Source organism: Micromonospora zamorensis (assembly GCF_900090275.1).
Lineage (GTDB): Bacteria > Actinomycetota > Actinomycetes > Mycobacteriales > Micromonosporaceae > Micromonospora > Micromonospora zamorensis.
This window is the reverse complement of the sequence record NZ_LT607755.1, coordinates 2147158-2171994: the sequence shown is the minus strand read 5'-3', so window position 1 is coordinate 2171994 and position 24837 is coordinate 2147158. Positions and strand designations below refer to the sequence as shown.

Sequence of the window (24837 nt, the reverse complement as noted above, 5' to 3'; positions counted from 1 at the left end):
TTGTGAGCGTGCGGGTCAGGCGATGCCGAACTTCTTGCCGAGGAGTTCGAACATCTCCTCGTCGGTGGCGTCGGCCAGGGCTTCGCCCGCGGTCTCCACCGGCTCGGCGCGGCCGTGCTTCCAGTCGGCGACGAGCGCCTGCATGCGGGTCATCAGCCGGACGTACGTGACGTCGTCCGGTTCGAGGCTGTCCAGGGCCGCTTCCAGCCGGTCCAGGTCGTCCAGCGCGGAACTGTCGTCGGCGCCGCCGCACAGGCTGTCCAGGAAGGCGGCGAGCGTGACCGGGTTCGGATAGTCGAAGACGAGCGTGACGGGCAGCCGCAGCCCGGTGGCGGCGCCCAGGCGGTTGCGCAGCTCCACGGCGGTCACCGAGTCGAAGCCGAGCTCCTGGAACGCCTTCTTCGGCGGCACCTCGTCGGCCGAGGCGTAGCCGAGCACCGTGGCCACCTGCGCGCGTACCGTCTCCAGCAGGACCTTGGCCCGCTCGGCCGGCGGCAGGCCCGCCAGGCGCGCCGTGGCACTCTCGCCGGCGCCGTCCCCGTCGCGGGCGATGGCCGCGAGCACCTGCTGTGCCTCCGGGATCGCGCTGACCAGCGGGCTGGGCCGGGTCGCGGTGACCGCGACGAAGAACCGCTCCCACCGGATGTCGGCGACGGTGAGGAACGGCTCGCCGTGCTCCACCGCCTGGCGCAGCGTGGTGATCGCCAGCTCGGGTGCCATCTCGGCGACGCCGTGGCGGGTCAGCAGCTCACCGAACTCTCCGTCGGCCATGCCACCGCCACCCCAGGCGCCCCAGGCGATAGCGGTGCCCGGCAGGCCGAGCGACCGGCGGTGCTGCACCAGGGCGTCCAGGTAGGCGTTGGCGGGGGCGTAGTTGCCGACGCCGGAGCTGGCCACCGTGCCGGCGAACGAGGAGAACGTGATGAACGCGTCCAGGTCCAGGCCACGGGTCAGCTCGTGCAGGTGGCGGGCCGAGTCCACCTTGGCGCGCAGGACACCGTCGACGCGGTGTGTCTCCAGCGCGTCGATCACGCAGTCGTCGAGGACGGCGGCGCTGTGCACCACAGTGGTCAGTGGTGTCTTCGCGGGGATCGCGTCGATCAGCGCGGCCAGGGCGTCCCGGTCGGCGGCGTCGCAGGCGGCCACTGTGACTGTCGCGCCCAGCGCGGTGAGGTCGTCGCGCAGCCGGTCCGCGCCGGGCGCGTCCGGGCCCCGGCGGCTGACCAGCAGCAGGTGCTCGGCGCCGTGCTCGGCCAGCCAGCGGGCCAGTTGGGACCCGAGGCCGCCGGTGCCGCCCAGGATGAGGGTGGTGCCGCGCGGCTGCCAGCTCCGCGCCGGGCTGCGGTCGCCGACCGGGGCGCGCATCAGGCGCCGACCGAGGAGACCGGGCGGACGGATCGCGGCCTGGTCCTCGCCGGTCACGCCGGAGAGCAGGGCGCAGAGCAGGCCGGAGCCGCGCTCGTCGAGCGTCCCGGGCAGGTCCACGAGGCCACCCCAGCGTTCCGGGTGTTCGAGCGCGGCCACCCGGCCGAAGCCCCAGAGCAGCGCCTGGACCGGGTTGGCCAGGGGGTCGCCCGGCCCGGTGCCGACCGCGCCGTGCGACGCGCACCAGAGCGGGGCGCCGACGCCGAGGTCGCCGAGGGCCTGCACCAGTACGACGGTGGCGGCGAAGCCGCGCGGAGTGGAGCGGTGCCCGTCGAGGACCCGCTCGTCCAGGGCGAGCAGGGACAGCACCCCGTCGGGGCGGTCGCAGCCGGCCGCGTCGAGCGCCAGGGTGAGCTGGGCTGCCAGGGCGGTGCGCTGGACGTCGACCGGGTCGATCTCCAGCGGCACCACCTGCGCGCCGCCCGCCCGCAGGGCTCCGCTGACCTGGGCGGGCAGCGGGGAGTCGAGACCAGCCGGTACGGCGACCAGCCAGGTGCCGGTGAGGCGGGCCGGCTGGTCGGGGACGCGGACCCACTCGTCGCGGTAGCGCCAACTGTCCAGCGTCGAGCCGGTCTGCCGCTGCCGCCGCCACGACGACAACGCCGGGAGCAGGTCCCCCACGGCCGCCGGGTCGGCGCCGATGGTCTCGGCGAGCACGTTCGCGTCCTGCCGCTCGACGGCGTTCCAGAAGACCGCGTCGTCGGTGCCCGGGGCCGCGGCGGCGGGAGCCGGAGGCCGCTGGCCGCCCAGCCAGTACGGCCGGCGCTGGAAGGCGAAGGTCGGCAGCGGCACGATGCGCCCCTGCGGCTGGACCGTCGCGAAGTCGACAGCGGCACCGTGCACGTACGCCGCGGCCAGTGACTGGGTGAACCGGCGGAGCCCTCCGTCGCCGCGGCGCAGCGTGCCGAGGACCACGGCGTCGCCGCCGGCCTCCTCGGCGAGGCCGGTGAGCCCGGCGATCAGCACCGGGTGCGGGCTGATCTCGACGATCAGGGCGTGACCGGCGCCCAGGGCGGTGCGGACCGCCCGGTCGAGGCGGACCGGGTTGCGCAGGTTGTCGTACCAGTAGCCGGCGTTCATCGCGGTGCCGTCGATCGGCTCGCCGGTGACCGTGGAGATGATCGGGACGGTGCCGGCGGTCGGCGTGATCCCGTCCAGGAGTCGGGCCAGCTCGTCCTCGATCGGCTCGACCTGGGCGCAGTGCGAGGCGTAGTCCACCTGGACCTGCCGGGCGCGGACACCGGCCGCCTGGGCCGCGGCCAGGAAGCCTGCGACGTCGGCGCCGGCCACGACCACGCTGGACGGGCCGTTCACGGCGGCGACGGCGATGCCGTCGGTGAGCAGCGGTTCGACCGCCGAGAGCGGGGCGTTGACCGACACCATGCCGCCGGTGCCGGACAGGGCCAGCAGCGCGCGGCTGCGCAGGGCGACCACCTTGGCGGCGTCGGTCAGCGACAGCGCGCCGGCCACACAGGCGGCGGCGATCTCGCCCTGGGAGTGGCCGATGACCGCGCCGGGTCGTACGCCACGGGAGATCCAGGTTTCGGCGAGCGACACCATCACCGCCCAGAGCGCGGGCTGCACCACGTCGACCCGGTTCAACGCGGCCGGGTCGGTGGAGCGCAGCACGTCGAGCAGCGACCAGTCGACGTGGGGGTCGAGGGCGGCGGCACACTCGGCGATCCGGGCGGCGAAGACCGGCTCCTGGTCGAGCAGTTCGGTCGCCATGCCGAGCCACTGCGAGCCCTGGCCGGGGAAGACGAAGAGTGGCCTGCCGCCGAGCTGCCGGTCTGCCCGGGGGGCGCTGCCGTCGGGGAACTCGGCGAGGGTCTGCAGCATCTCCCTGCGGTTGGAGCCGACGACGACGGCGCGGTGGTCGAAGGTGGCCCGGGTCTTCCACAGCGAGTGGCCGACGTCCGTCGGTGTGAGCGAGGGGTGCCGGGTCAGGTGGTCGTGCAGGCGCCGGGCCTGCTCGACGAGGCCGGCCTCGGTACGTGCCGAGATCGGCCACGCGGCGAGCTGGCCGTCGCTGCCGTCGGTGGCGTCGACAGGGGTCTCGGCCGGTGGCTGCTCCAGGATGATGTGCCCGTTCGTGCCGGAGACGCCGAACGACGACACCCCGGCCCGGCGCGGGTGCCCGGTCTCCGGCCACGGGATCGTCTCGGTGAGCACCTGCGCGGCGCCCGCCGACCAGTCCACGTGCGAGGTGGGCGCGTCGACGTTGAGTGTCTTCGGCAGGACCCCGTGCTGGATGGATAGCACCGCCTTGATCAGCCCGGCGATGCCGGCCGCCGACTGGGTGTGCCCGATGTTCGACTTGACCGAGGTGATCCAGAGCGGGTGCTCCGCCGGACGGCCCCGGCCGTACGTCTCCAGCAGCGCCTGCGCCTCGATCGGGTCGCCGAGGGTGGTGCCGGTGCCGTGTGACTCGACGGTGTCGACCTGGTCCGGGGTGAGCCGCGCGTTGGCGAGCGCGGCCCGGATGACCCGCTCCTGGGCCGGCCCGTTCGGCGCGGTCAGGCCGTTGGAGGCACCGTCCTGGTTGGTCGCGCTGCCGCGCACGATGGCCAGGATCGGGTGGCCGTTGCGCTGCGCGTCGGAGAGCCGCTCGGCCATGATGATGCCGACGCCCTCTCCCCAGGCGGTGCCGTCGGCGGCCTCGGCGAAGGGCTTGCACCGGCCGTCCGCGGCCAGCCCCTTCTGCCTGCTGAACAGGATGAACGCACCCGGCGCCGCCATGATCGTGACGCCGCCGGCCAGGGCCAGGTCACACTCGCGCGACCGCAGCGACTGGACCGCCCAGTGCATCGCGACCAGCGACGACGAGCAGGCCGTGTCCACCGTGACGGCCGGGCCACCGAAGCCCAGGCTGTACGCGATCCGGCCGGACGCGACGCTGGTGGTGGTGCCGGTGCCGAGGTACATGTCGACGCCCTCGGGCGCCTCGTGCAGCGCGGTGCCGTAGTTCTGCTGCGTGATGCCGACGAACACGCCGGTCTGGCTGCCGCGCAGGCTCTGCGGGTTGACACCGGCCCGCTCGATCGCCTCCCAGGACGCCTCCAGCAGCAGCCGCTGCTGTGGGTCCATGGCGAGCGCCTCGTGCGGGCTGATCCCGAAGAACGCGGCGTCGAAGTCGGCGGCGTCGGTCAGGAACGAGCCTTCCCGGACGTAGCTCTGGCCGGGTGCGTCCGCGTCCGGGCTGTAGAGCGACTCCAGGTCCCAGCCACGGTCGGCGGGGAGCGGGCCGAGCGCGTCGCGCCCGCCGACCAGCATCTGCCAGAGGTCTTCCGGCCCGCGTACGCCTCCGGGGAACCGGCAGCTCATCGAGACGATCGCGATCGGCTCCCGGTCACGGTTCTCGGCCTCGTGCAGCTGCTGCCGGGTCTCCTGCAGGCTGGTGGTGACCTTCTTGAGGAAATGGCGAAGCTTCTCGTCGTCTGCCATCACGACACTCCGAACTCTCGGGTGATGAACTCGAACATTTCGTCGTCGGTGGCCGACTCGAGGTCCTGCGCCACGTCCGCGGCGCCGGTGGGCTCCAGCCCGGCCAGCAGGTCCCGCAGGCGACTGGTCACCTGCTCGCGGACCGGTCCGTCGCCGGGCAGCGCGGCCACGGCGGCTTCGATCCGACTCAGCTCGGCCAGCAGCGGCTCGGCCGCCCCGACCTCGTCCGGCACCACCTGCGCCCGCAGGTACGCGGCGAGCGAGTGGGCGTTCGGGTAGTCGAAGACGAGGGTGGCGCGCAGCCGCAGGCCGGTCGCGACGTTGAGCCGGTTGCGCAGCTCGACGGCGGTCAGCGAGTCGAAGCCCAGCTCCTTGAACGGCAGGGTCGGGTCCACCTCGTCCGGGCTCGGGTAGCCGAGGACGGCGGCGACGTTGGCGCGTACCACCTGGAGGACCAGGGCGTCGGCGTCCTCGTCGGCGAGACCGGCGAGCCGCTGGGCCAGGCCCACGACCGACGGGCCACCGGCCGGTTCGGCGACCGGCCGGGTGGCGCCACGGACGAGTCCGCGCAGCAGCGCCGGCACTGTCTCCACCGGCTGGTTGCGCAGCCCGGCCAGGTCCAGGTCGGCGGGGATCAGCAACGGCTCGTCGAGCACACCTGCCGTGTCGAACAGGGCGAGCGCCCGGGCGGTCGGCAGTCGCCGGACCCCGCCGCGCGCCACCCGGCGCAGGTCGGCGCCGTCCAGGTGCCCGGTCATGCCGCTGGCCTGCTCCCACAGGCCCCAGGCCAGGGATTCGGCGGGCAGGCCGAGCGCCCTGCGGTGCCGGGCCAGCTCGTCCAGGAAGGCGTTCGCCGCCGCGTAGTTGCCCTGCCCCGCGCCGCCCAGCACGCCGGCCGCCGAGGAGAAGAGCACGAACCGGGCGATCTTGCGGTCCCGGGTCAGCACGTGCAGGTTCCACGCGGCGTCGGTCTTCGGCGCCAGTACGGCGTCGATGCGCTCCGGGGTCAGCGCGGTGACGACACCGTCGTCGAGGGCACCCGCGGCGTGCACGACGGTCAGTGGCCGGTCGGCCGGGATTCGGTCCAGGACCGCGGCGAGGGCGTCCCGGTCGGTGGCGTCGCAGGCCTCCACTGTGACCTCGGCGCCGAGGTCGGTCAGGTCGGTGACCAGGTCGTCCACCCCGTCGGCGGAGCGTCCGCGACGTCCGGTCAGCACCAGCCGCCGGGCGCCGTGCTCGGTGACCAGGTGCCGGGCGAGCAACCCGCCGAGGGTGCCGGTGCCGCCGGTGATCAACACGGTGCCGTCCGGGTCGCCGGGGGTGATGTCCGCGCGCGGTTCCGGGGCGACCGGGACCGGCGCCAGGCGTGGTGCCAGCGGACGGCCGGCGCGGACGACCACCTGCGGCTCGCCGGAGGCGACCGCCGGGACGGCCACCGCGAGTGAGGTGGGATCGTCGTCGAGGTCGAGCAGGACGAACCGGTCCGGGTTCTCGGCCTGGGCGGTGCGGATCAGGCCCCACGCGGCGGCGGCGGCCAGGTCATCGGCCGCGTCGTCGGTGTTCGCCGCGACCGCGCCGCGGGTGACGACGACCAGGCGCGACGCGCCGAAGGCCGGCTCCGCGAGCCATCGCTGCACCAGGTCGAGCGCGAGCGTGGTGCTGTGCCGGGCGCCGACGCCGGGTTCGGCCGTCCGCAGTGGATCCGCTTCGAGCGTCGCGAAGACCAGCTCGGGTACGGCCGGCGCGTTCGCCAGCGCGGCCAGGTCCGGATACCCGGTCCCGGCGACACCGGTGAGCTGGTACGGGTCGGCGCCGACGACGGCGGTGGCCGGCGCGGTTGCGGGCAGCACCGGAGTCCAGTCCAGCCGGTACAGCGACTCGTGGTCGCCGCCACGGGCACTGGCCAGCCGGTCCGCCGAGACCGGCCGCATGATCAGCGAGTCGATCTCGGCGACCGGGGCGCCGGTGCTGTCGGCGACGGTGAACGAGACACCGACGGCGCCGGCCGGCTTGAGCCGGATCCGGAAGCTGGAGGAGCCGGTGGCGTGCAGCGAGATGCCACTCCAGACGAACGGCAGGCGGCTCCGTTCGGCGGGTTCACCGTCGCCCATCCGGGTCAGGAAGTTGTTGAGCGACATGGCCTGGAGCCCGGCGTCGAGCAGGGCCGGGTGCATGCCGTACGCGCCGGCGGCGGCCCGGCCCGACTCGGGCAGGGACAGTTCCGCGTAGACGTCGTCCTCGGTGACCCAGGCGGCGCGCAGGCCCTGGAACATCGGTCCGTAGTCGAACGCGGTCCGGCTGACGGCCTCGTAGAACTCGGTGAGGTCGACCGGCCGGGCGCCGGGCGGTGGCCAGGTGGTGAGGTCGGTCGGTGCGGCCGGATCGGCGGCGGTGCTGATCGCGCCGGTGGCGTGGTGGATCCAGCCGGTGGGGCTGAGCGCGTCGGCGGGCTCTCCGTCGTCGGAGCGGGAGCGGACGTTGAAGGCACGTCGGCCGTTGCCGTCCGGTGGGCCCACCCAGAGCTGTAGTTGGCGGGCGCCGCGGTCGGGCACGATCAGCGGGGTGAGCAGGGTGAGTTCTTCCAGCCGCCGGCATCCGGTCTGGTTGGCGACGTGCAGGGCGAGTTCGACGAAGGCGGTGCCGGGCATGACGTTGGCGCCCATCACCTTGTGCTCGCCGAGCCACGGGTGGGCCTCGACGGAGAGCAGGCCGGTGAAGAGGACCGCGTCGGAGTCGAGCAGCGGAATGGCGGCGCCGAGCATCGGGTGGTTGGCGGCGCTGAGTCCGGCGGTGGCGATGTCGGCGGTGACCGGGAGGTTGACCTCGTCGACCCAGAACCGCTGGTGCTGGAAGGGGTAGGTGGGCAGGTCGACGGTCCGGGTCGGCGGGACGACGGTGCTCCAGTCGACGGGGGCGCCCTGCACCCAGGCCTCGGCGAGGGCCCGCACCACCTGCCGGGGGCCGCCTTCGCCTCGGCGCAGCGTGCCGACGGCGGGAACGTCGGCGGTGTCGGCGATCGCGCCGGTGAGCACCGGGTGCGCGCTGACCTCGATGAAGATCCGGTGTCCGGCGGTGTACGCGGCCTGCACGGCCTGGTCGAGCCGCACCGGTTGACGCAGATTCTGATACCAGTACCCGGCGTCCATCTGACCGCCGCCCTCGACGGTCGAGAACACCGGCACCGCACCGGGCTGCGGATGCACCCCGTCGAGCAGACGCGCCAGTTCCGCCTCCACCGGCTCGACCAGAGCGCAGTGTGAGGCGTAATCCACCTTCACCCGCTTCGCTCGCACCCCGGCCGCCTCCGCAGCAGCCAGGAACGCATCCAGGTCCGCACCGGCCACGGCGACACTGGTCGGACCATTGACCACCGCAACGCTCACACCCTCGGTCAACAACGGGGTGACCACGTCCAGACCGGCGTTGACCGACACCATCCCACCAGTGCCCGCGATCGACAGCAGCGCTTGACTGCGCAACGCCACGACCCTCGCCGCATCGCTGAGCGACAGCACCCCGGCCACACAAGCCGCCGCGATCTCCCCCTGCGAATGACCGATCACCGCATCCGGCATCACACCCCTGGCCCGCCACACCTCCGCGAGAGACACGTGCACCGCCCACAACACCGGCTGCACCACATCCACCCGCTCCAACGGATCATCCGAGCGCAACACCTCCAACAGATTCCAGTCCACGAACGGATCCAACGCCGCCGCACACTCCACGATCCGCGCCGCGAACACCGGCTCCGCATCCAACAACCCCACGGCCATACCCACCCACTGCGAACCCTGACCCGGGAACACGAACACCACACCAGCCGTACGCGCCGAACCGGAGACCACAGTGCTGGACGGCAACCCGTCGGCCAGGGCCACGAGGCCACTGCGGTGATCCGGACCGAGCACCACCGCCCGCTGGACGAACTGGGATCGGGCCACCAGCGAGTGGGCGATCTCGGCCGGCGCCGAGCCAAGGTCGGTGAGCCGGCGGGCCTGGTCGGCGACAGCCTTGGCGGTACGCCCGGACAGCACCCACGGCACGTCCTGCGACACCACGGCCGGCTCGTCGACCGGCGCGGCCGGCGCCTCCTCGATGATCACGTGCGCGTTGGTGCCGGAGACACCGAACGACGAGACGCCGGCCCGGCGCGGACGCCCGTACGCCTCCCACGGCCGGGCGTCGGTGAGCAGCTCGACCGCGCCTGCCGACCAGTCCACCTCGGGGGTGGGCTCGTCCACGTGCAGGGTGCGCGGCATCGTCTCGTTGCGGATCGCCGCGACCATCTTGATGATCCCGGCGACGCCGGCGGCGGCCTGCGCGTGCCCGATGTTCGACTTGATCGACCCGAGCCGCAGCGGCCGGTCCGCGGGCCGGCCCTGACCGTAGGTGGCGAGCAGCGCCTGTGCCTCGATCGGGTCGCCCAGCACCGTCCCGGTGCCGTGCGCCTCGACCACGTCGACGTCGGCGGTGCCCAGGCCCGCGTTGGCCAGGGCAGCCCGGATGACGCGCTGCTGAGAGGGGCCGTTCGGGGCGGTCAGCCCGTTGGAGGCGCCGTCCTGGTTGATCGCGCTGCCCCGGACCACGGCGAGGACGTGGTGGCCGTTGCGCTGTGCGTCGGAGAGCCGTTCGACCACCAGGACGCCGGCGCCCTCGGCCCAGCCGATCCCGTCGGCGGACCCGGCGAACGACTTGCACCGACCGTCCGGGGCCAGCCCGCGCTGCTGGCTGAACGCGACGAACGCGGCCGGGGTCGCCATCACCATCACGCCACCGACCAGCGCGAGGGAACACTCCCCCTGCCGCAGCGCCTGGGCCGCGAGGTGCAGGGCGACCAGCGACGACGAGCAGGCGGTGTCCACCGACAGCGACGGCCCCTCCAACCCGAGCGCGTACGACACGCGACCGGAGATGACGCTGGCGGTGGTGCTGGTCAGGCCGAAACCGCCCACGCTGGACGGGTCACGGCCGAGCACGCCGCCGTAGTCCTGGCCGCTGGTGCCGGCGAACACGCCGGTCGGGCTGCCCCGCAACGACACCGGGTCGATGCCGGCCCGCTCGATCGCCTCCCAGGAGACCTCCAGGAGCACCCGCTGCTGCGGGTCCATCGCGACGGCCTCGCGGGGGCTGATCCCGAAGAACGCGGCGTCGAAGTCGGTGGCCCCGTCGAGGAAGCCGCCCTCCCGGACGTAGAAGCCACCCGGTCGGTCCGCGTCCGGGTCGTAGAGACCCGCGATGTCCCAGCCCCGGTCCTCCGGAACCCCGGTGATCCCGTCGCTGCCCAGGTCGACCAGCTGCCACAGGTCCTCGGGCGTCCGCACACCTCCGGGGTAGCGGCAGGCCATGCCGACGATGGCGATCGGCTCGTCCGCGGCGATCGGCGCGGCCTCGGGGCTCGCCGGTGTCGGCGCCTCGATGCCGATCAGCTGGTCGTGCAGGTATCCGGCGAGGGCCTGCGGGGTCGGGTAGTCGAAGATGAGGGTGGCCGGCAGGCGCAGCCCGGTCGCACCGCCCAACTGGTTGCGGATCTCCACGGCGGTCAGCGAGTCGACGCCGAGTTCGGAGAGGGGTTGCTGCGGCGGGACGGCCGCCGGACCGGAGTGGCCCAGGACGGCGGCCGCCTGTCCGCGTACGAGATCGAGCAGTGCGCGCTCCCGGTCCGCCTCGGCGAGGGCGGCGAGGTGGGTGAGGAACGCGTTGCCGGCGCGGGTCTTGGTGCCCGGCCTGCCACCCGGCAGCCGGACCAGACCGCGCAGCAGCACCGGGACGCCGCCCTGGGCGGCCTGCGCGCGCAGCGCGGCGAAGTCCAGCCGGGCCGGCGCGACCACCGGTACGGACGCGGCGATCGCCCTGTCGAAGAGCGCGAGCGCGTCGTCGGACGGCATCGACACGATGCCGCCTCGGGCGATGCGGGAGAAGTGGGTGTCGTCCAGGTGCTCGGACATGCCGCTGCGGGCGTCCCACAGGCCCCAGACCAGCGAGACCGCGGGTAGCCCGGCGGCCCGCCGGTGCTGGGCGAGCGCGTCCAGGTAGGCGTTCGCCGCCGCGTAGTTGCCCTGACCGCCACCGCCGAGGGTCGCGGCGAGCGAGGAGAACAGGACGAACGCGCTGAGGTCCGCGTCCCGGGTCAGCTCGTGCAGGTGGTGGGCGGCATCGACCTTGGGCCGCAGCACCGCGCCGACCCGGTCCGGGGTGAGCGCGCTGACCACGCCGTCGTCGGAGACCCCGGCGACGTGCACCACGGCGGTCAGGGGATGCTCGGCGGGCACCGAGGCGAGCAGCGCGGCGACCGCGTCCCGGTCGGCGGTGTCGCAGGCCTCCAGGGTCACCGCGGCACCCAGCCTGGTCAGTTCGGCGCACAGCTCGGCGGTGCCTTCGGCGGCGCCGCCCCGGCGGCTGGTGAGCAGCAGGTGCCGCGCGCCGTGCCGGGTGACGAGGTGCCGGGCGAGCAGGCCGCCCAGGGTGCCGGTGGCACCGGTGATCAGAACGGTGCCGTCCGGGTCGAGCGGGCGGTGCGGCTCGCGGGCCGGGGCGAGCCGGGCCAGCCGGGGCACCCGTACCGTGCCGCGCCGGACGGCGACCTGCGGTTCGCCGGAGGTGACCGCCTCGATCAGCCGGCCCACGCTCTCCGGGTGCGCGTCCAGGTCGGCCAGGACGAAGCGCTCCGGGTTCTCCGACTGGGCCGAGCGGATCAGGCCCCAGACCGGGGCGGCGGACAGGTCGGTGACGTCCTCGTCCGGGCCGGCGGCGATCGCCCCGTGGGTGACCAGGACCAGCCGGGCCCCGTCGAAGGCCGGGTCGTCCAGCCAGTGCTGCGCGGTGACCAGCGCGGCGATGGTGGTGGTGTGGGTGGATCGCGGGTCCGGGTCCGGGTCCGTCCCGGAGCAGCCGGCCAGGACCAGGTCCGGGCGGTCCGCCCCACCGGCCACTGCGACACCGAGGGCCGCGAGGTCCGGGTAGCGGTCGACGCCGCGAGCGTCGAGTTCGGGCAGATCGTCGCCGAGGATCACGATCCGGCCCGCGTCGACGGCGGTGGTCGTGACGGCCGGCCAGTCGACGTGGAAGAGCGTGTCGTCGGTGGTGGCGAGTTGTTCGGCGGAGATGGGCCGCAGCGTGAGCACCCGCACCTCGGCGACCGGCGCGCCGGTGGCGTCCGCGACGGCGACGCTCACGTCGGCGTTCTCCGCGATCCGCACCCGGACCCGCAGGTCGGTGGCGCCGGCCGAGTGCAGCGCGACGTCGTTCCAGGCGAACGGGAGCCGGTTGCCCTGCTCGGTGGTGCGGGCCGGCAGCAGGCCGGTGGCGTGCATGGCCGCGTCGAGCAGCGCCGGGTGCAGGCCGAAATCCGCCGGGTCGGTGCCGCTGCCGTCCGGGATACGCACCTCGGCGTACGCGTACTCGCCGGCCACCCAGGCCCGCTGGAGCGCCTGGAACGCGGGTCCGTAGGTGAACCCCTGCGCGGCGAGCCGGTCGTAGAAGCCGGTCAGGTCGGCGGGGTGCGCCCCGGCCGGGGGCCAGTTGGTGAAGTCCCGCCAGTCGGCGGTGGACGCCTCGGCGGCCTGGACCGTCCCGGCGGCGTGGCAGGTCCACGGCTTGTCCGGGTCGGTGACGTCGACCGCTCGGGAGTGGACGGTCACCGCGCGGGAGCCGTCGTCCTCGGCCGGGCCGACCCACACCTGAAGTTCGGTGTCGCCGCGCTCGGCCAGCACCAGCGGCGTCTGGAGGGTGAGTTCCCGCAGATGACCGCAGCCGACCTGCTCACCGGCGCGCAGCGCGAGTTCCACAAAACCGGTGCCGGGCACCAGCACGGTGCCCTGCACGGCGTGGTCGGCCAGCCAGGAGTGCTGGTCCAGGCTGAGACGGCCGGTGTAGAGGAAGCCGCCGCCGTCGGCGAGCGCGACGGCCGCGCCGAGCAGCGGGTGCCCGGCCGGTCGTACGCCCACGTTGGTCAGGTCGCCGGTCCATCGGCGGGAGGTGTCCGGCCAGTAGCGCTCGTGTTGGAAGGCGTAGGTGGGCAGGTGCACCGGCCGGCCGGCGGGGAGCACGGCACGCCAGTCCGGGGACACACCGTGCACGTGCAGGCGGCCGACCGCGGCGAGCAGGGCAACCGGTTCGGGGCGGTCCTTGCGCAGCGCGGCGACGACCACCTGACCGCCGGTCAGGCAGTCCTCGGCCAGCGCGGTGAGGACGCCGCCCGGGCCGATCTCCAGCAGGGTGGTGACGCCGGCGTCCGCCAGGGCGGTGATGCCGTCGGCGAAGCGGACCGCGTCCCGGACGTGCCGCACCCAGTAGGCGGCGTCCTGTCGCTCGTCGAGCCGGCCGGTGACGTTGGAGACGATCGGGATTCGCGGTTCGTGATAGGTGATGCTCTCGGCGACCCGGCGGAAGTCGTCGAGCATCGGCTCCATCAGTGCCGAGTGGAAGGCGTGGCTCACGGTCAGCCGCTTGGCCTTGCCGAAGTGCGCGGCGACGGCCTCGACCGCGTCCTGCCGGCCGGAGAGCACGATGGAGCGCGGGCCGTTGACCGCCGCGATCGACACGCCCTCGGTCAGCAGCGGCAGCACCTCGGCCTCGGTGGCCCGAACCGCGATCATCGCCCCGCCCGAGGGCAGCGCCTGCATCAGCGTGCCGCGAGCGGCGACCAGGGTCGCGGCGTCGGCCAGGGACAGCACCCCGGCAACGTGCGCCGCGGCCAGCTCACCGACGGAGTGACCGATCAGGTGGTCGGGGACGATGCCCCAGGACTCGATCAGCCGGTACAACGCCACCTCGACGGCGAAGAGACCGGCCTGGGTGTAGGCGGTCTGGTCCAGCAGGCCGTCCGGGTTCTCCGCGATCACCTGGCGCAGCGGCTGCTCCAGGTGCGGCTGGAGCGCGTCGCAGACCTCGTCGAACGCCGCCGCGAAGGCGGGGTACGCGGCGGCCAGCTCGGTGCCCATGCCGGCGCGCTGGGAGCCCTGACCGGAGAAGAGGAACGCGGTACGCGCGGTCCCCCTCTGGCCGATGAGCACTCCGGTGTCGAGGCGCCCCTCCGCCAGCGCCGCGAGCCGGTGCACCAGGTCGGCGCGGTCACCGGGCAGGAGCACAGCCCGGTGGTCGAACGTGCCGCGGGCGGCCGTCAGGGCGTACGCCAGGTCGCGCAGGTCGACCCGGTCGTCGCCGGCCACCCGGGCGAGCAGTTTCGCCGCCTGCGCCCGCAGTGCCCGTTCGGTACGCCCGGACAGCAACCACGGTCCGTCCGGCGTCGGGCTGACCGCCGGTGCCGGCGCGGTGTCGTCCGCGACCTCCGGGGCCTGTTCGAGGACGACGTGCACGTTGGTGCCGCTGACCCCGAACGAGGAGACCGCCGAGCGGCGGGGTTCCCCGGTCCGCGGCCACGGCCGCCGGCTGGTGAGCAGCTCGACGGCGCCCTCGGACCAGTCGACCTGCGGGGTCGGCTCGTCGACGTGCAACGTCTGCGGCAGGACACCGGCGCGCATCGCCAGGACCATCTTGATGATGCCGGCGACCCCGGCGGCGGCCTGGGTGTGCCCGAGGTTGGACTTGATCGAGCCCAGCCACAGCGGACGCTCCGGGTCACGGTCCTTCCCGTAGGTGGCGATGAGGGCCTGTGCCTCGATGGGGTCGCCGAGGCTGGTGCCGGTGCCGTGCGCCTCGACCGTGTCGATCTGTGCCGGGGTGAGGCCGGCGTTGGCCAGGGCCCGTTGGATGACGCGCTGCTGTGCCGGGCCGTTCGGCGCGCTGAGCCCGTTGGAGGCGCCGTCCTGGTTGACCGCCGAGCCGCGGATCACGGCGAGGATCGGGTGGCCGTTGCGTTGCGCGTCGCTGAGCCGCTCCAGGACGAGCACGCCGGCGCCCTCCGCCCAGCCGGTGCCGTCGGCCGCGGCGGCGAACGCCTTGCACCGCCCGTCGCCGGACAGCCCGCCCTGGCGGGAGAACTCCAGGAACGCGCCGGGGGTGGCCATCACGGTGGCACCGCCGGCCAGCGCGAGCCCGCATTCCTGCTGGCGCAGGGCCTGGGCGGCGAGGTGCAGCGCCACCAGCGACGACGAGCACGCGGTGTCGACGGTGACCGCTGGGCCCTCCAGCCCGAGGCAGTACGAGACCCGGCCGGAGACGACAGCCGCGGCGTTGCCGGTGAGCAGGTGCCCTTCCAGTCCTTCGGAGGCGCCCAGCAGCAGCGTGCCGTAGTCCTGACCGGCGGTGCCGGCGAAGACACCGGTCTGGCTGCCCTTCAGCGTCGACGGGTCGATCCCGGCGTCCTCCAGGGCCTCCCAGGTGACCTCCAGCAGCATCCGCTGCTGCGGGTCCATGGCGGTGGCCTCGCGCGGCGAGATGCCGAAGAAGGCCGCGTCGAAGTCGGCCGCGTCGTAGACGAAGCCGGCCTGGCGGGCGTCGGAGGTGCCCGCCGCCCCGTCGCCGAACAGGGCGTCCAGGTCCCAGCCCCGGTCGTCCGGGAACTCGGCCATCGCGTCGCGTCCGTCGAGCAGCAGTTGCCACAGGTCCTCGGGGGCACGCACGTCGCCGGGGAAGCGGCAGCCCATGCCGATGATGGCGATGGGCTCCTGCTCGCCCGCCTCGACCTCGCGCAGCCGTTGCCGCGTCTGGTGCAGGTCGGCGGTGACCCGCTTCAGATAGTCGAGGAGCTTGTCTTCAGTCAGCATCGCTTGCCAACCCCTCCGGATGCGCGCATCGTTCGGTCAGGACACCGAAAGTTGCGTGTCGATGAAGTCGAAGATCTCGTCGGCGCTGGCCGACTGGAGCTTCTCGGTGACGGTGTCGCCGCTGTGTTCGGTGGTTCCGTGCAGGTCGGCCAGGAGTGTCTGGAGCCGCGCGGTGAGCTGCGACCGCGCGCCCTTGTCGAGGGTTCGCCCGGCGATCAGCCCGGCGAGCCGGTCCACCTCGGCCAGCAGCGGCAGCTCGGCAGCCGAGTCACCGACGATCCGGCCCACCAGGTGTGCGGTGAGGGCCCGGGCGTTGGGGTGGTCGAAGGCCAGCGTCGCCGGGAGCTTGACGCCGGTCGCCACGCTGATCTGGTTGCGCAGCTGCACCGCCGTCAGCGAGTCGAAGCCCAGTTCCTTGAACGCCCGGTCCGGCTCGACCGCCGTGCTGTCCGGGTGGCCGAGCACCGAGGCCGCCTGGGCGCGGACCAGGTCGAGCAGGACGGCGTCCCGCTCGGCCGGGTCCAGACCGTCGATCCGGCGCAGCCAGGGCGCGCTGGACGGGTCGCCGGTGCCGGCGGCCACCGCGGCACGCACCGCGGGCAGGTCGCTGACCAGGCGCGGCGGGCCGGCCGGGTGCTGTTCGGTGAAGCGGTCCCAGGCGATGTCGGCCAGCACGATCCGGGTGTCGGCGTGATCGAGGACCTGACCCAGCGCGGTCAGGGCGGCCGGGGTGGGCAGCGGGGTGGTCGCGGGGCCGTCGGTGGCCCCGCTCTGCGCCCATCCGCTCCAGGCGATCGAGGTGGCGGGAAGGCCGGCGGCGGTGCGCCGGTCGGCCAGGGCGTCGAGGTACGCGTTCGTGGCGGCGTACGCGCCCTGCCCGGTGCTGCCGAGCGTCCCGGCGAGCGCCGAGAACAGCACGAACGCGGTCAGGTCGTGATCGCGGGTCAGCTCGTGCAGGTGACGGGCGCCGGTCGCCCGGCCGGCGGCGACGGCGGCCAGACGCGCACCGGTGAGTCCGGTCAGCAGGCCCGAGTCGCGGGTCCCCGCGAGGTGGAAGACGGCGGTCAGGTCGTCGATGCCGTCGAGCAGTCCGCGTACCGCGTCGCGGTCGGCGACGTCGCAGGCGGCGATGGTCACCCGGGCGCCGAGCTGTTCCAACTCGGTGCGCAGGTCACCGGCGCCGGGGGCGTCCGGGCCCCGGCGGCTGGTGAGCACCAGGTGCTCGGCGCCACGTCCGGCCAGCCAGCGGGCCACGTGTGCGCCGATCGCGCCGGTGCCACCGGTGATCAGTGTGGTGCCGGTCGGTGCCCATCCGGTCGTCGGTGCCGGGGCGTTGAGCGGCGCCGGTCGCAGGCGGCGGGCGACCGCCCCCGCGGACCGGATGGCCACCTGGTTCTCGCCGGTTGAACCCGGCTCGCCGCGAAGGGTGACGGCGAGCCGGGTTCCGGCCACCGGGTCGAGAGTGTCGGGCAGATCGATCAGCCCGCCGAAGCGCTGCGGGTCCTCGGCCTCGAGTACGGGTCCAAGGCCCCAGAGCATCGCCTGGGCCGGATGCGGCACGTCCTCGCCGGGGGCGACGGCAACCGCCCCGCGGGTGACGCACCACAGTTTCGCCGGGGAACCGATGTCGCCGAGCGTCTGCAGCAGCGTCAGCGTGGCGGTCGTCCCGGTGGTGATCTGCGGGTTCTCTCGATCCGGACGTTGGTCGAGCGCGAGCAGCGACAGGACGCCGGCGAGCGGGATGTCGATGTCGGAGAGCCGGTTGAGCAGACTGGCCAGCTCGGCGCGCTCGGTGGTGGCGGGTGCGATCTCCAGGACCTCCGCGCCGTGCTCGCGCAGGGCGGCGGCGCAGTCGGTGGCGATCCGGTGCTGGTCGGTGGTGTCCGGTACGACGAGCAGCCAGGTGCCGTCGAGCCGGGGCGGTGTGCCGGCGTCCGGGATGGGGGTCCAGCCGACGGTGTGGCGCCAGGTGTCGGTGGTGTCCCTCTCCCTGCGGGCGCGCCGCCAGGTGGCGAGCGCGGGCAGCAGGTCGCCGCCGTCGCCGGTGATGCCCAGCGGGCTGAGGTCGCCGTCCTCGACGGCCTTCCAGAACTCGCTGTCCACCGGGTCGGTGGCGCTCATCGCGCCTCCGCCGGTGGGCCAGTAGCGCTGGTGCTGGAACGGGTAGGTGGGCAGGTCGACGACCCGGGTGGCCGGGATGACGGTGCTCCAGTCGACCGGGGCGCCTCGCACCCAGGCCTCGGCCAGCGACCGTACGACCTGGTCGGTGCCACCGGCGTCGCGGCGCAGGGTGCCGATCGTGGCCGCGTCCACAGTGTCGGCGATCGCGCCGGTGAGCACCGGGTGGGCGCTGACCTCGATGAAGATCCGGTGACCGGCGGCGTACGCGGCCTCGACGGCCAGGTCCAGGCGCACCGGCTGGCGCAGGTTGCGGTACCAGTAGGCGGCGTCCATCGTGGCGCCGTCCTGAACGGAGGAGAACACCGGCAGCGCACCGGCCAGCGGCGTGACACCGTCGAGCAGGCGGGCCAGCTCGGCCTCGACCGGCTCGACCAGGGCGCAGTGCGAGGCGTAGTCGACCTTCACCCGCCTGGCGCGTACGCCGGCTGCCTCCGCGACGGCCAGGAAGACGTCGAGGCTTTCCGGAACCCCGGCGACGACCACGCTGGTGGGGCCGTTGACGGCCGCGACGCTCACGCCGTCGGGAAGCAACGGGGTGACCACGTCCAGGCCGGCGTTGACCGAGACCATGCCGCCCGTGCCGGCGATCGTCAGCAGCGCCCTGCTGCGCAGCGCGACCACCTTGGCGGCGTCGCCGAGGGAGAGAACCCCGGCGACACAGGCCGCCGCGATCTCACCCTGCGAGTGACCGATCACCGCGTCCGGTACGACGCCCCTGGCCCGCCAGACGTCGGCGAGGGCGACGTTGACCGCCCAGAGGACGGGCTGCACGACATCCACCCGCTCCAGCCACCGCGGGTCGTCGGAGCGCAGGACGTCGAGCAGGTTCCAGTCGACGAACGCGTCCAGGGCCGCGGCGCACTCGGCGATCCGGGCCGCGAAGACCGGCTCGGCGTCGAGCAGGCCCACCGCCATGCCGATCCACTGTGAACCCTGGCCGGGGAAGACGAAGACGACCTCCGCGTCGGGGTACGTCGACCCGGAGATGACTGTGCTCGACGGCAGACCGTTGACCAGCGCATCCAGACCGGGCGCGTGGTCCGGGCCGAGCACGACGGCCCGCTGGCTGAACGCCGAGCGGGTCGCGGCCAACGAGTAGGCCACCTCGCCGGGTGCGGCGTCCAGCGCGGCGAGCCGCTGCGCCTGGTCGGCGATCGCCTTCGCGGTGCGCCCGGTCAGCAGCCACGGCACGTCCGACGCCGTCCCGGTGACCTCGTCGGCGTCCACGGCCGGCGCTTCCTCGATGATCACGTGGGCGTTGGTGCCGGAGACGCCGAACGAGGAGACACCGGCCCGACGCGTGCGCTCGCCTGCACTCCACGGCCGCGGCTCGGTGAGCAGCTCCACCGCGCCGTCGGACCAGTCCACCTGCGGCGTCGGCTCGTCCACGTGCAACGTCCGCGGCAGGGTCCCGTGGCGCAGCGCCTCGACCATCTTGATGATGCCGGCGACACCGGCGGCGGCCTGGGTGTGCCCGATGTTCGACTTCACCGACCCGAGCCACAGCGGCTGGTCGGCGGGACGTTCCTGACCGTAGGTGGCGAGCAGCGCCTGGGCCTCGATCGGGTCGCCGAGCCGGGTGCCGGTGCCGTGCGCCTCGACCACGTCGACATCCGCGGCGGACAATCCGGAATTGGCGAGAGCGGCCCGTATGACGCGTTGTTGGGAGGGCCCGTTCGGCGCGGTCAGACCATTCGAGGCACCGTCCTGATTGACCGCGGAACCGCGGACCACAGCGAGTACGCGGTGACCGTTTCGGCGCGCGTCGGAAAGCCTCTCCACGAGGAGCATTCCGACGCCCTCGGAGAATCCGGTGCCGTCGGCGGCACCCGCGAAGGCCTTGCAGCGCCCGTCGGCGGCCAGGCCCCGCTGACGGGAGAAACCGACGAACAACGACGGGGTGGCCATCACTGTCACACCACCGGCCAGGGCGAGATCGCACTCGCCGCTGCGCAGGGCCTGCGCCGCGAGATGCAGCGCCACCAGCGACGACGAGCAGGCCGTGTCGACGGTGACCGCAGGGCCCTCCAGGCCCAGGACGTAGGACACCCGGCCGGACAGGACCGCGCCGGCGTTGCCGGTGGCCAGGTAGCCCTCCAGGCCTTCGGAGGCGCCGAACAGCACGGCCGAGTAGTCGGAGCCGTTGGTGCCGGCGAAGACGCCCGTACGCGAACCGGCGAGTGCCGCCGGGTCGATTCCGGCGCGCTCGACGGCCTCCCACGAGGCTTCCAACAACAGCCGCTGCTGAGGATCCATCGCTAATGCCTCACGCGGATTGACACCAAAGAATTCGGCATCGAACTCACCTACGTCGTAGAGGAACCCGCCATTCCGGGTGTATGTGGTCCCAGCGTTGTCGGGATCGGGATTGAACAACACCCCTAAATCCCAGCCCCGATCCGTAGGAAACGCGCCCATGCCGTCGCCGTCCGCGCTGACCAGCTGCCACAGGTCCTCCGGGGAGCCGACTCCGCCCGGGTAGCGGCAGCTCATGCCGACGATGGCGATCGGCTCGTCGGCCGCCACCGGGGTCGTCGGGGCCGGGGTGGCCGGTCCCGGGTCGGTGTCCACTAGCTGTTCCCGCAGACGGGCGCTGAGGGCGTGCGGCGACGGGTGGTCGAAGACCATGGTGGCCGGCAGGCGCAGGCCGGTGGCGCGGGCCAGCCGGTTGCGCAGCTCGACGCCGGTCACCGAGTCGAAACCGAGTTCCTGGAAGGTGCGGCGCGGCTCGACCGCCTCCGGTGACGGGTAGCTGAGCACCGCCGCCACCTGGGCGCGGACCAGGTCGAGCAGCGTGCGCCGCTGGTCCGCCTCGGACTGGCCGGCGAGCTGCCGGGCGTACCCGTTGGTGGGTGTCGCGGCCGGGTCGTCGGCCGCGGTCGTCGCGGCGCGCGACAGCAGTTCCCGCACCTCGGGCACCGCGTCGAGCAGCGGGGCCGCGCGGGTGGCGGTGAAGGCGACGAAGTACCGCTCCCAGGCGATGTCGGCGATGGCCAGGTACGTCTCGTCGTGGTCGACCGCGCCGCGCAGCGCCTCGATGGCGAGCGCTGGTTGCATGCCGGGCATCCCGTGCCGGTCGAGCAGGTCGCCGAACCGGCCGTCGGCGAGGCCGCCGCCGTCCCAGGCGCCCCAGGCCACCGAGAGGGCGTGCCGGCCGGTGGCGCGACGCTGCTGGGCGAGCGCGTCGAGGTAGGCGTTGGCCGGGGCGTAGTTGCCCACGCCGGAGCTGGCGAGGGTGCCGGCCACCGACGAGCAGAGCATGAAGACGGCGAGGTCCAGGTCGCGGGTCAGCTCGTCCAGGTTGGTCGCGGCGGTCATCTTGGCGTGCAGGGCACGCGACATCCGGTCGACGTCGAGGGCGTCGACGACGGTGTCGTCGATGGCGGCGGCGGTGTGCACGACGGCGGTCAACGGGTGCGCGGCCGGCACGTCCGCGAGGACCCGGGCCAGCGCGTCCCGGTCGCCGGCGTCGCAGGCCACCACGGAGACCGTGGTGCCCAGTCCGGTGAGTTCGGCGGCGAGGTCGGCGGCGCCCGGCGCGTCCGGTCCACGGCGGCTGAGCAGCAGCAGGTGCCCGGCTCCGGAGCGGGCCAGCCAGCGGGCGATGTGGCCACCCAGCGCGCCGGTGCCGCCGGTGATCAGGACGGTGCCTTCGGGGTTCCAGCGGCGGGTCGGGGCCGTCTCGGCGAGCGGCGCGCGGACCAGGCGGCGGCCGAAGACGCCGCTGCTGCGCAGTGCCACCTGGTCCTCGCCGGTGGCGCCGGAGACGACGGTGGCGAGCAGTCGTCGGGTGCGGTCGTCCAGTTCGGCCGGGAGGTCGACGAGCCCACCCCACCGGTCCGGGTGCTCCAGCGCGGCGACCCGCCCGAAGCCCCAGACCAGGGCCTGGGCCGGGTTGGTGACCGGGTCGGTACGACCGACCGACACCGCCCCCGAGGTGGCGCACCACAGGGGCGCACCGAGGTCGGCGATCCCGAGTGCCTGGGTGAGCGCGACAGTGGCGGCGAAGCCGGCCGGCACGTCCGGGTGGTCCGGCAGCGGTTGCTCGTCCAGGGCGAGCAGGGAGAGGATGCCTCCGGGCTGCGCGCCGCGCAGGGTGTCGGCCAGCGAGTCCCGGTCGGCGGTGCGGGTGTCGACCTCGACGGCGATGACCCCGGCGGCGTGCTGGCCGAGGGCGTCGAGGGCCGCGGTGACCCGGTCGTCGTCGCGCCGCCCGGCGGGCACCAGGACCAGCCAGGTGCCGGCGGGGGCGCCGTCGGCGCCTCCCGGGTGCGGGCGCCACGCGATGTGGTACCGCCAGGAGTCGACGGTCGCCTGGTCGCGACTGCCCCGGTGCCACGAGGCGAGGCTGGGCAGGATCGGCTCGACCACCTCACCTCCGACCCCGAGGGTGGCGGTGAGCGCGTCGACGTCGGCGCGGTCCACAGCCGCCCAGAAGCCGGCCTCGGCCGGGGTGCCGCTGCCGGTGCCGGTGCTCGGGTCGGCGGCGCCGAACTCCACCTCCAACCAGAAGCGCTGGTGCTGGAACGGGTAGGTGGGCAGGGCGACGGTACGCGCGCCGGGGAACACCGCCGGCCAGTCCAGTCGAACGCCGTGCACGTGGGCCTCGGCCAGTGACCGGGTGAAACGGTCGAGGCCGCCCTCGTCCCGGCGCAGGCTGCCGATGACCGCGGCGGCGTCGTCGTCCGTGCCGCCGAGCAGTTCGGTGAGCCCGCCGGTCAGGACGGGGTGCGGGCTGCACTCGATGAAGACGGTGTGCCCGTCGGCACGCAGGCGTTCCACGGTCTGCGCGAAGAGGACCTGCTGGCGCAGGTTGCGGAACCAGTAGTCGCCGTCCACCGTCGTGGTGTCCAGCGGCTCGCCGGTGACAGTGGAGTAGAACGGGATGACCGCCGGGCCGGGCGTGAGCCCTTCCAGGGCGGCCAGCACGGCGTCGCGGATCCGCTCCACGTGGGCGGAGTGCGAGGCGTAGTCCACGTTGATCCGCCGGGCTCGTACGCCGTCGCGCTCGCACTCGGCGAGCAGCTCGTCCAGGGCGTCCGCGTCGCCGGCCACGACCACCGACGCCGGCCCGTTGACCGCGGCGACGCTGATCCGACCGGGGTAGGTCTCCAGTCGTCGCCGCACCGCCTCGGCGGGAGCAGCGACCGAGACCATGCCGCCGAGCCCGGACAGCGCCGACAGGGCCTGGCTGCGCAGCGCGACGACCTTCGCGCCGTCCTCCAGGGCCAGTGCGCCGGCGACGACCGCGGCCGCGATCTCGCCCTGGGAGTGGCCGACGACCGCGGCCGGGGTCACACCGTACGAGCGCCACAGCTCGGCGAGCGAGACCATGACCGCCCAGAGCGCGGGCTGCACCACGTCGACAGGCTTCAGCACGGCCGGGTCGGTGGAGCGCAGCACGTCGAGCAGGGACCACTCGGTGTGCGGCCGCAGAGCCGCGGCGCACTGCTCGATCCGCGCGGCGAACACCGGCGCGGTCTCCATCAGCTCGGCGGCCATCCCCACCCACTGGGAGCCCTGGCCGGGGAAGACCAGCACCGCGCCGGTCGCCTCACCCCGGGAGGCGTACGCGTCCGCGGTGTCCGGCCCCTGGTCGGCGAGCGCGTCCAAGCGCTCGCGCAGGCTCGCCAGGTCGCGGCCGACCAGCACGGCCCGGTGTTCCAGGGCGGCCCGGGTGGTGGCCAGGGAGAAACCGACGTCCGCCGGATCGACGGGTCCGGCGGTGTCCAGGTGGGTGGCGAGGCGGCGGGCCTGGTCGCGCAACGCCGCCTCGGTACGCCCGGACAGCACCCAGGGCAGGGCCGCTCCGGCCGGCGCCGGGGTCACCGGCTCCGACGACGGGGCGGGGGCCTCCTCCAGGATCACGTGCGCGTTGGTGCCGCTGACCCCGAAGGCCGACACACCACCGCGCCGGGGCAGCCCGGTGTCCGGCCACGGCAGGCGTTCGGTGGCCAACGCGACAGTTCCCGCCGACCAGTCGACCTGCGGGGTGGGCTCGTCGACGTGCAGGGTGGGCGGGACCACGCCGTGCTGGATGGCCAACGCCATCTTCATCATGCCGGCGATGCCGGCTGCGGCCTGGGTGTGGCCGATGTTCGACTTGACCGACCCGATCAGCAGGGGCCGCTCGGCGGCGCGCTGCTTGCCGTAGGTGGCGATCAGGGCCTGTGCCTCGATCGGGTCGCCGAGGGTGGTGCCGGTGCCGTGGGTCTCGACCACGTCGACCTGCGCTGCGGTCAGCTTCGCGTCGGCGAGCGCCTGACGGATCATGCGCTGCTGGGCGGGGCCGTTCGGGGCGGTGAGACCGTTGGACGCGCCGTCCTGGTTGAGGGCGCTGCCGCGGACCACAGCGATGACCGGGTGGCCCCGGCGCTGCGCGTCGGAGAGCTTCTCCAGCAGCACCAGGCCGACGCCCTCGGCCCAGCCGGTGCCGTCGGCGGACGCGGCGAACGGCTTGCAGCGGCCGTCGCGGGCCAGGCCACGCTGCCGGCTGAACTCCACGAACGGGGTCGGCGTCGACATGATCGCGACGCCACCGGCGAGGGCCAGGGAACACTCGTCGCGGCGCAGCGCCTGGGCCGCCAGGTGCACGGCGACCAGCGACGACGAGCAGGCGGTGTCGATCGTGACGGCCGGCCCCTCCAGGCCGAGGGAGTACGCGATCCGCCCGGACACCACGCTGGTCGAGCTGCCGGTGAGCAACTGCCCCTCGATGGCGTCCGGCGCGCTCATCAGCACCCGGGCGCTGTAGTCCTGCATGGTGACGCCCGCGTAGACACCGGTGCTGGTGCCGCGCAGCGACAACGGGTCGATCCCGGCGCGTTCGAAGGTCTCCCACGCCGACTCGAGCAGCAGTCGCTGCTGCGGGTCCATGGTGAGCGCCTCGCGCGGCGAGATCCCGAAGAACGCGGCGTCGAACTCGCCGACGTCGTCAATGAACCCGCCATGCTTGGTGTACGTGGTGCCGCGGTGCTCCGGGTCGGGGTCGTAGAGCTCCTCCACGTTCCATCCCCGGTCGGCGGGGAACTCGGTGATGCCGTCCCGACCGTCGGCGAGCATCCGCCACAGCTGTTCCGGGCTGTTCACACCGCCCGGGAAGCGGCAGCTCATCGCGACG

At 74.0% G+C, this 24837-nt stretch carries 3 protein-coding genes; all 3 read right to left on the bottom strand.

Annotated features, from left to right (window positions below):
- Positions 1-15: 15 nt before the first annotated feature.
- The 3 genes from GA0070619_RS09480 to GA0070619_RS09470 are packed head-to-tail and all read right to left on the bottom strand — an operon-like array spanning position 16 to position 24830.
- On the bottom strand, positions 16-4872 hold the full coding sequence (locus GA0070619_RS09480; protein WP_414855626.1) for a type I polyketide synthase: 4857 nt from the start codon (positions 4870-4872) through the stop codon (positions 16-18).
- Positions 4869-15536: a type I polyketide synthase gene (locus GA0070619_RS09475; RefSeq protein WP_088947714.1), complete on the bottom strand. Its 10668-nt coding sequence runs from the start codon at positions 15534-15536 to the stop codon at positions 4869-4871. Before GA0070619_RS09475 ends, GA0070619_RS09480 begins: the two co-directional genes overlap by 4 nt.
- 36 nt (positions 15537-15572) lie before the next feature.
- Positions 15573-24830, bottom strand: coding sequence for a type I polyketide synthase (locus GA0070619_RS09470; protein WP_462686456.1), 9258 nt, complete (start codon positions 24828-24830; stop codon positions 15573-15575).
- Between the last annotated feature and the right edge of the window lie 7 nt (positions 24831-24837).

Coding starts and splice junctions, on each gene's coding strand:
- GA0070619_RS09475 (WP_088947714.1), bottom strand. CDS start 15,536: ATGCTGACTGAAGACAAGCTCCTCGACTATCTGAAGCGGGTCACCGCC.
- GA0070619_RS09470 (WP_462686456.1), bottom strand. CDS start 24,830: ATGAGCTGCCGCTTCCCGGGCGGTGTGAACAGCCCGGAACAGCTGTGG.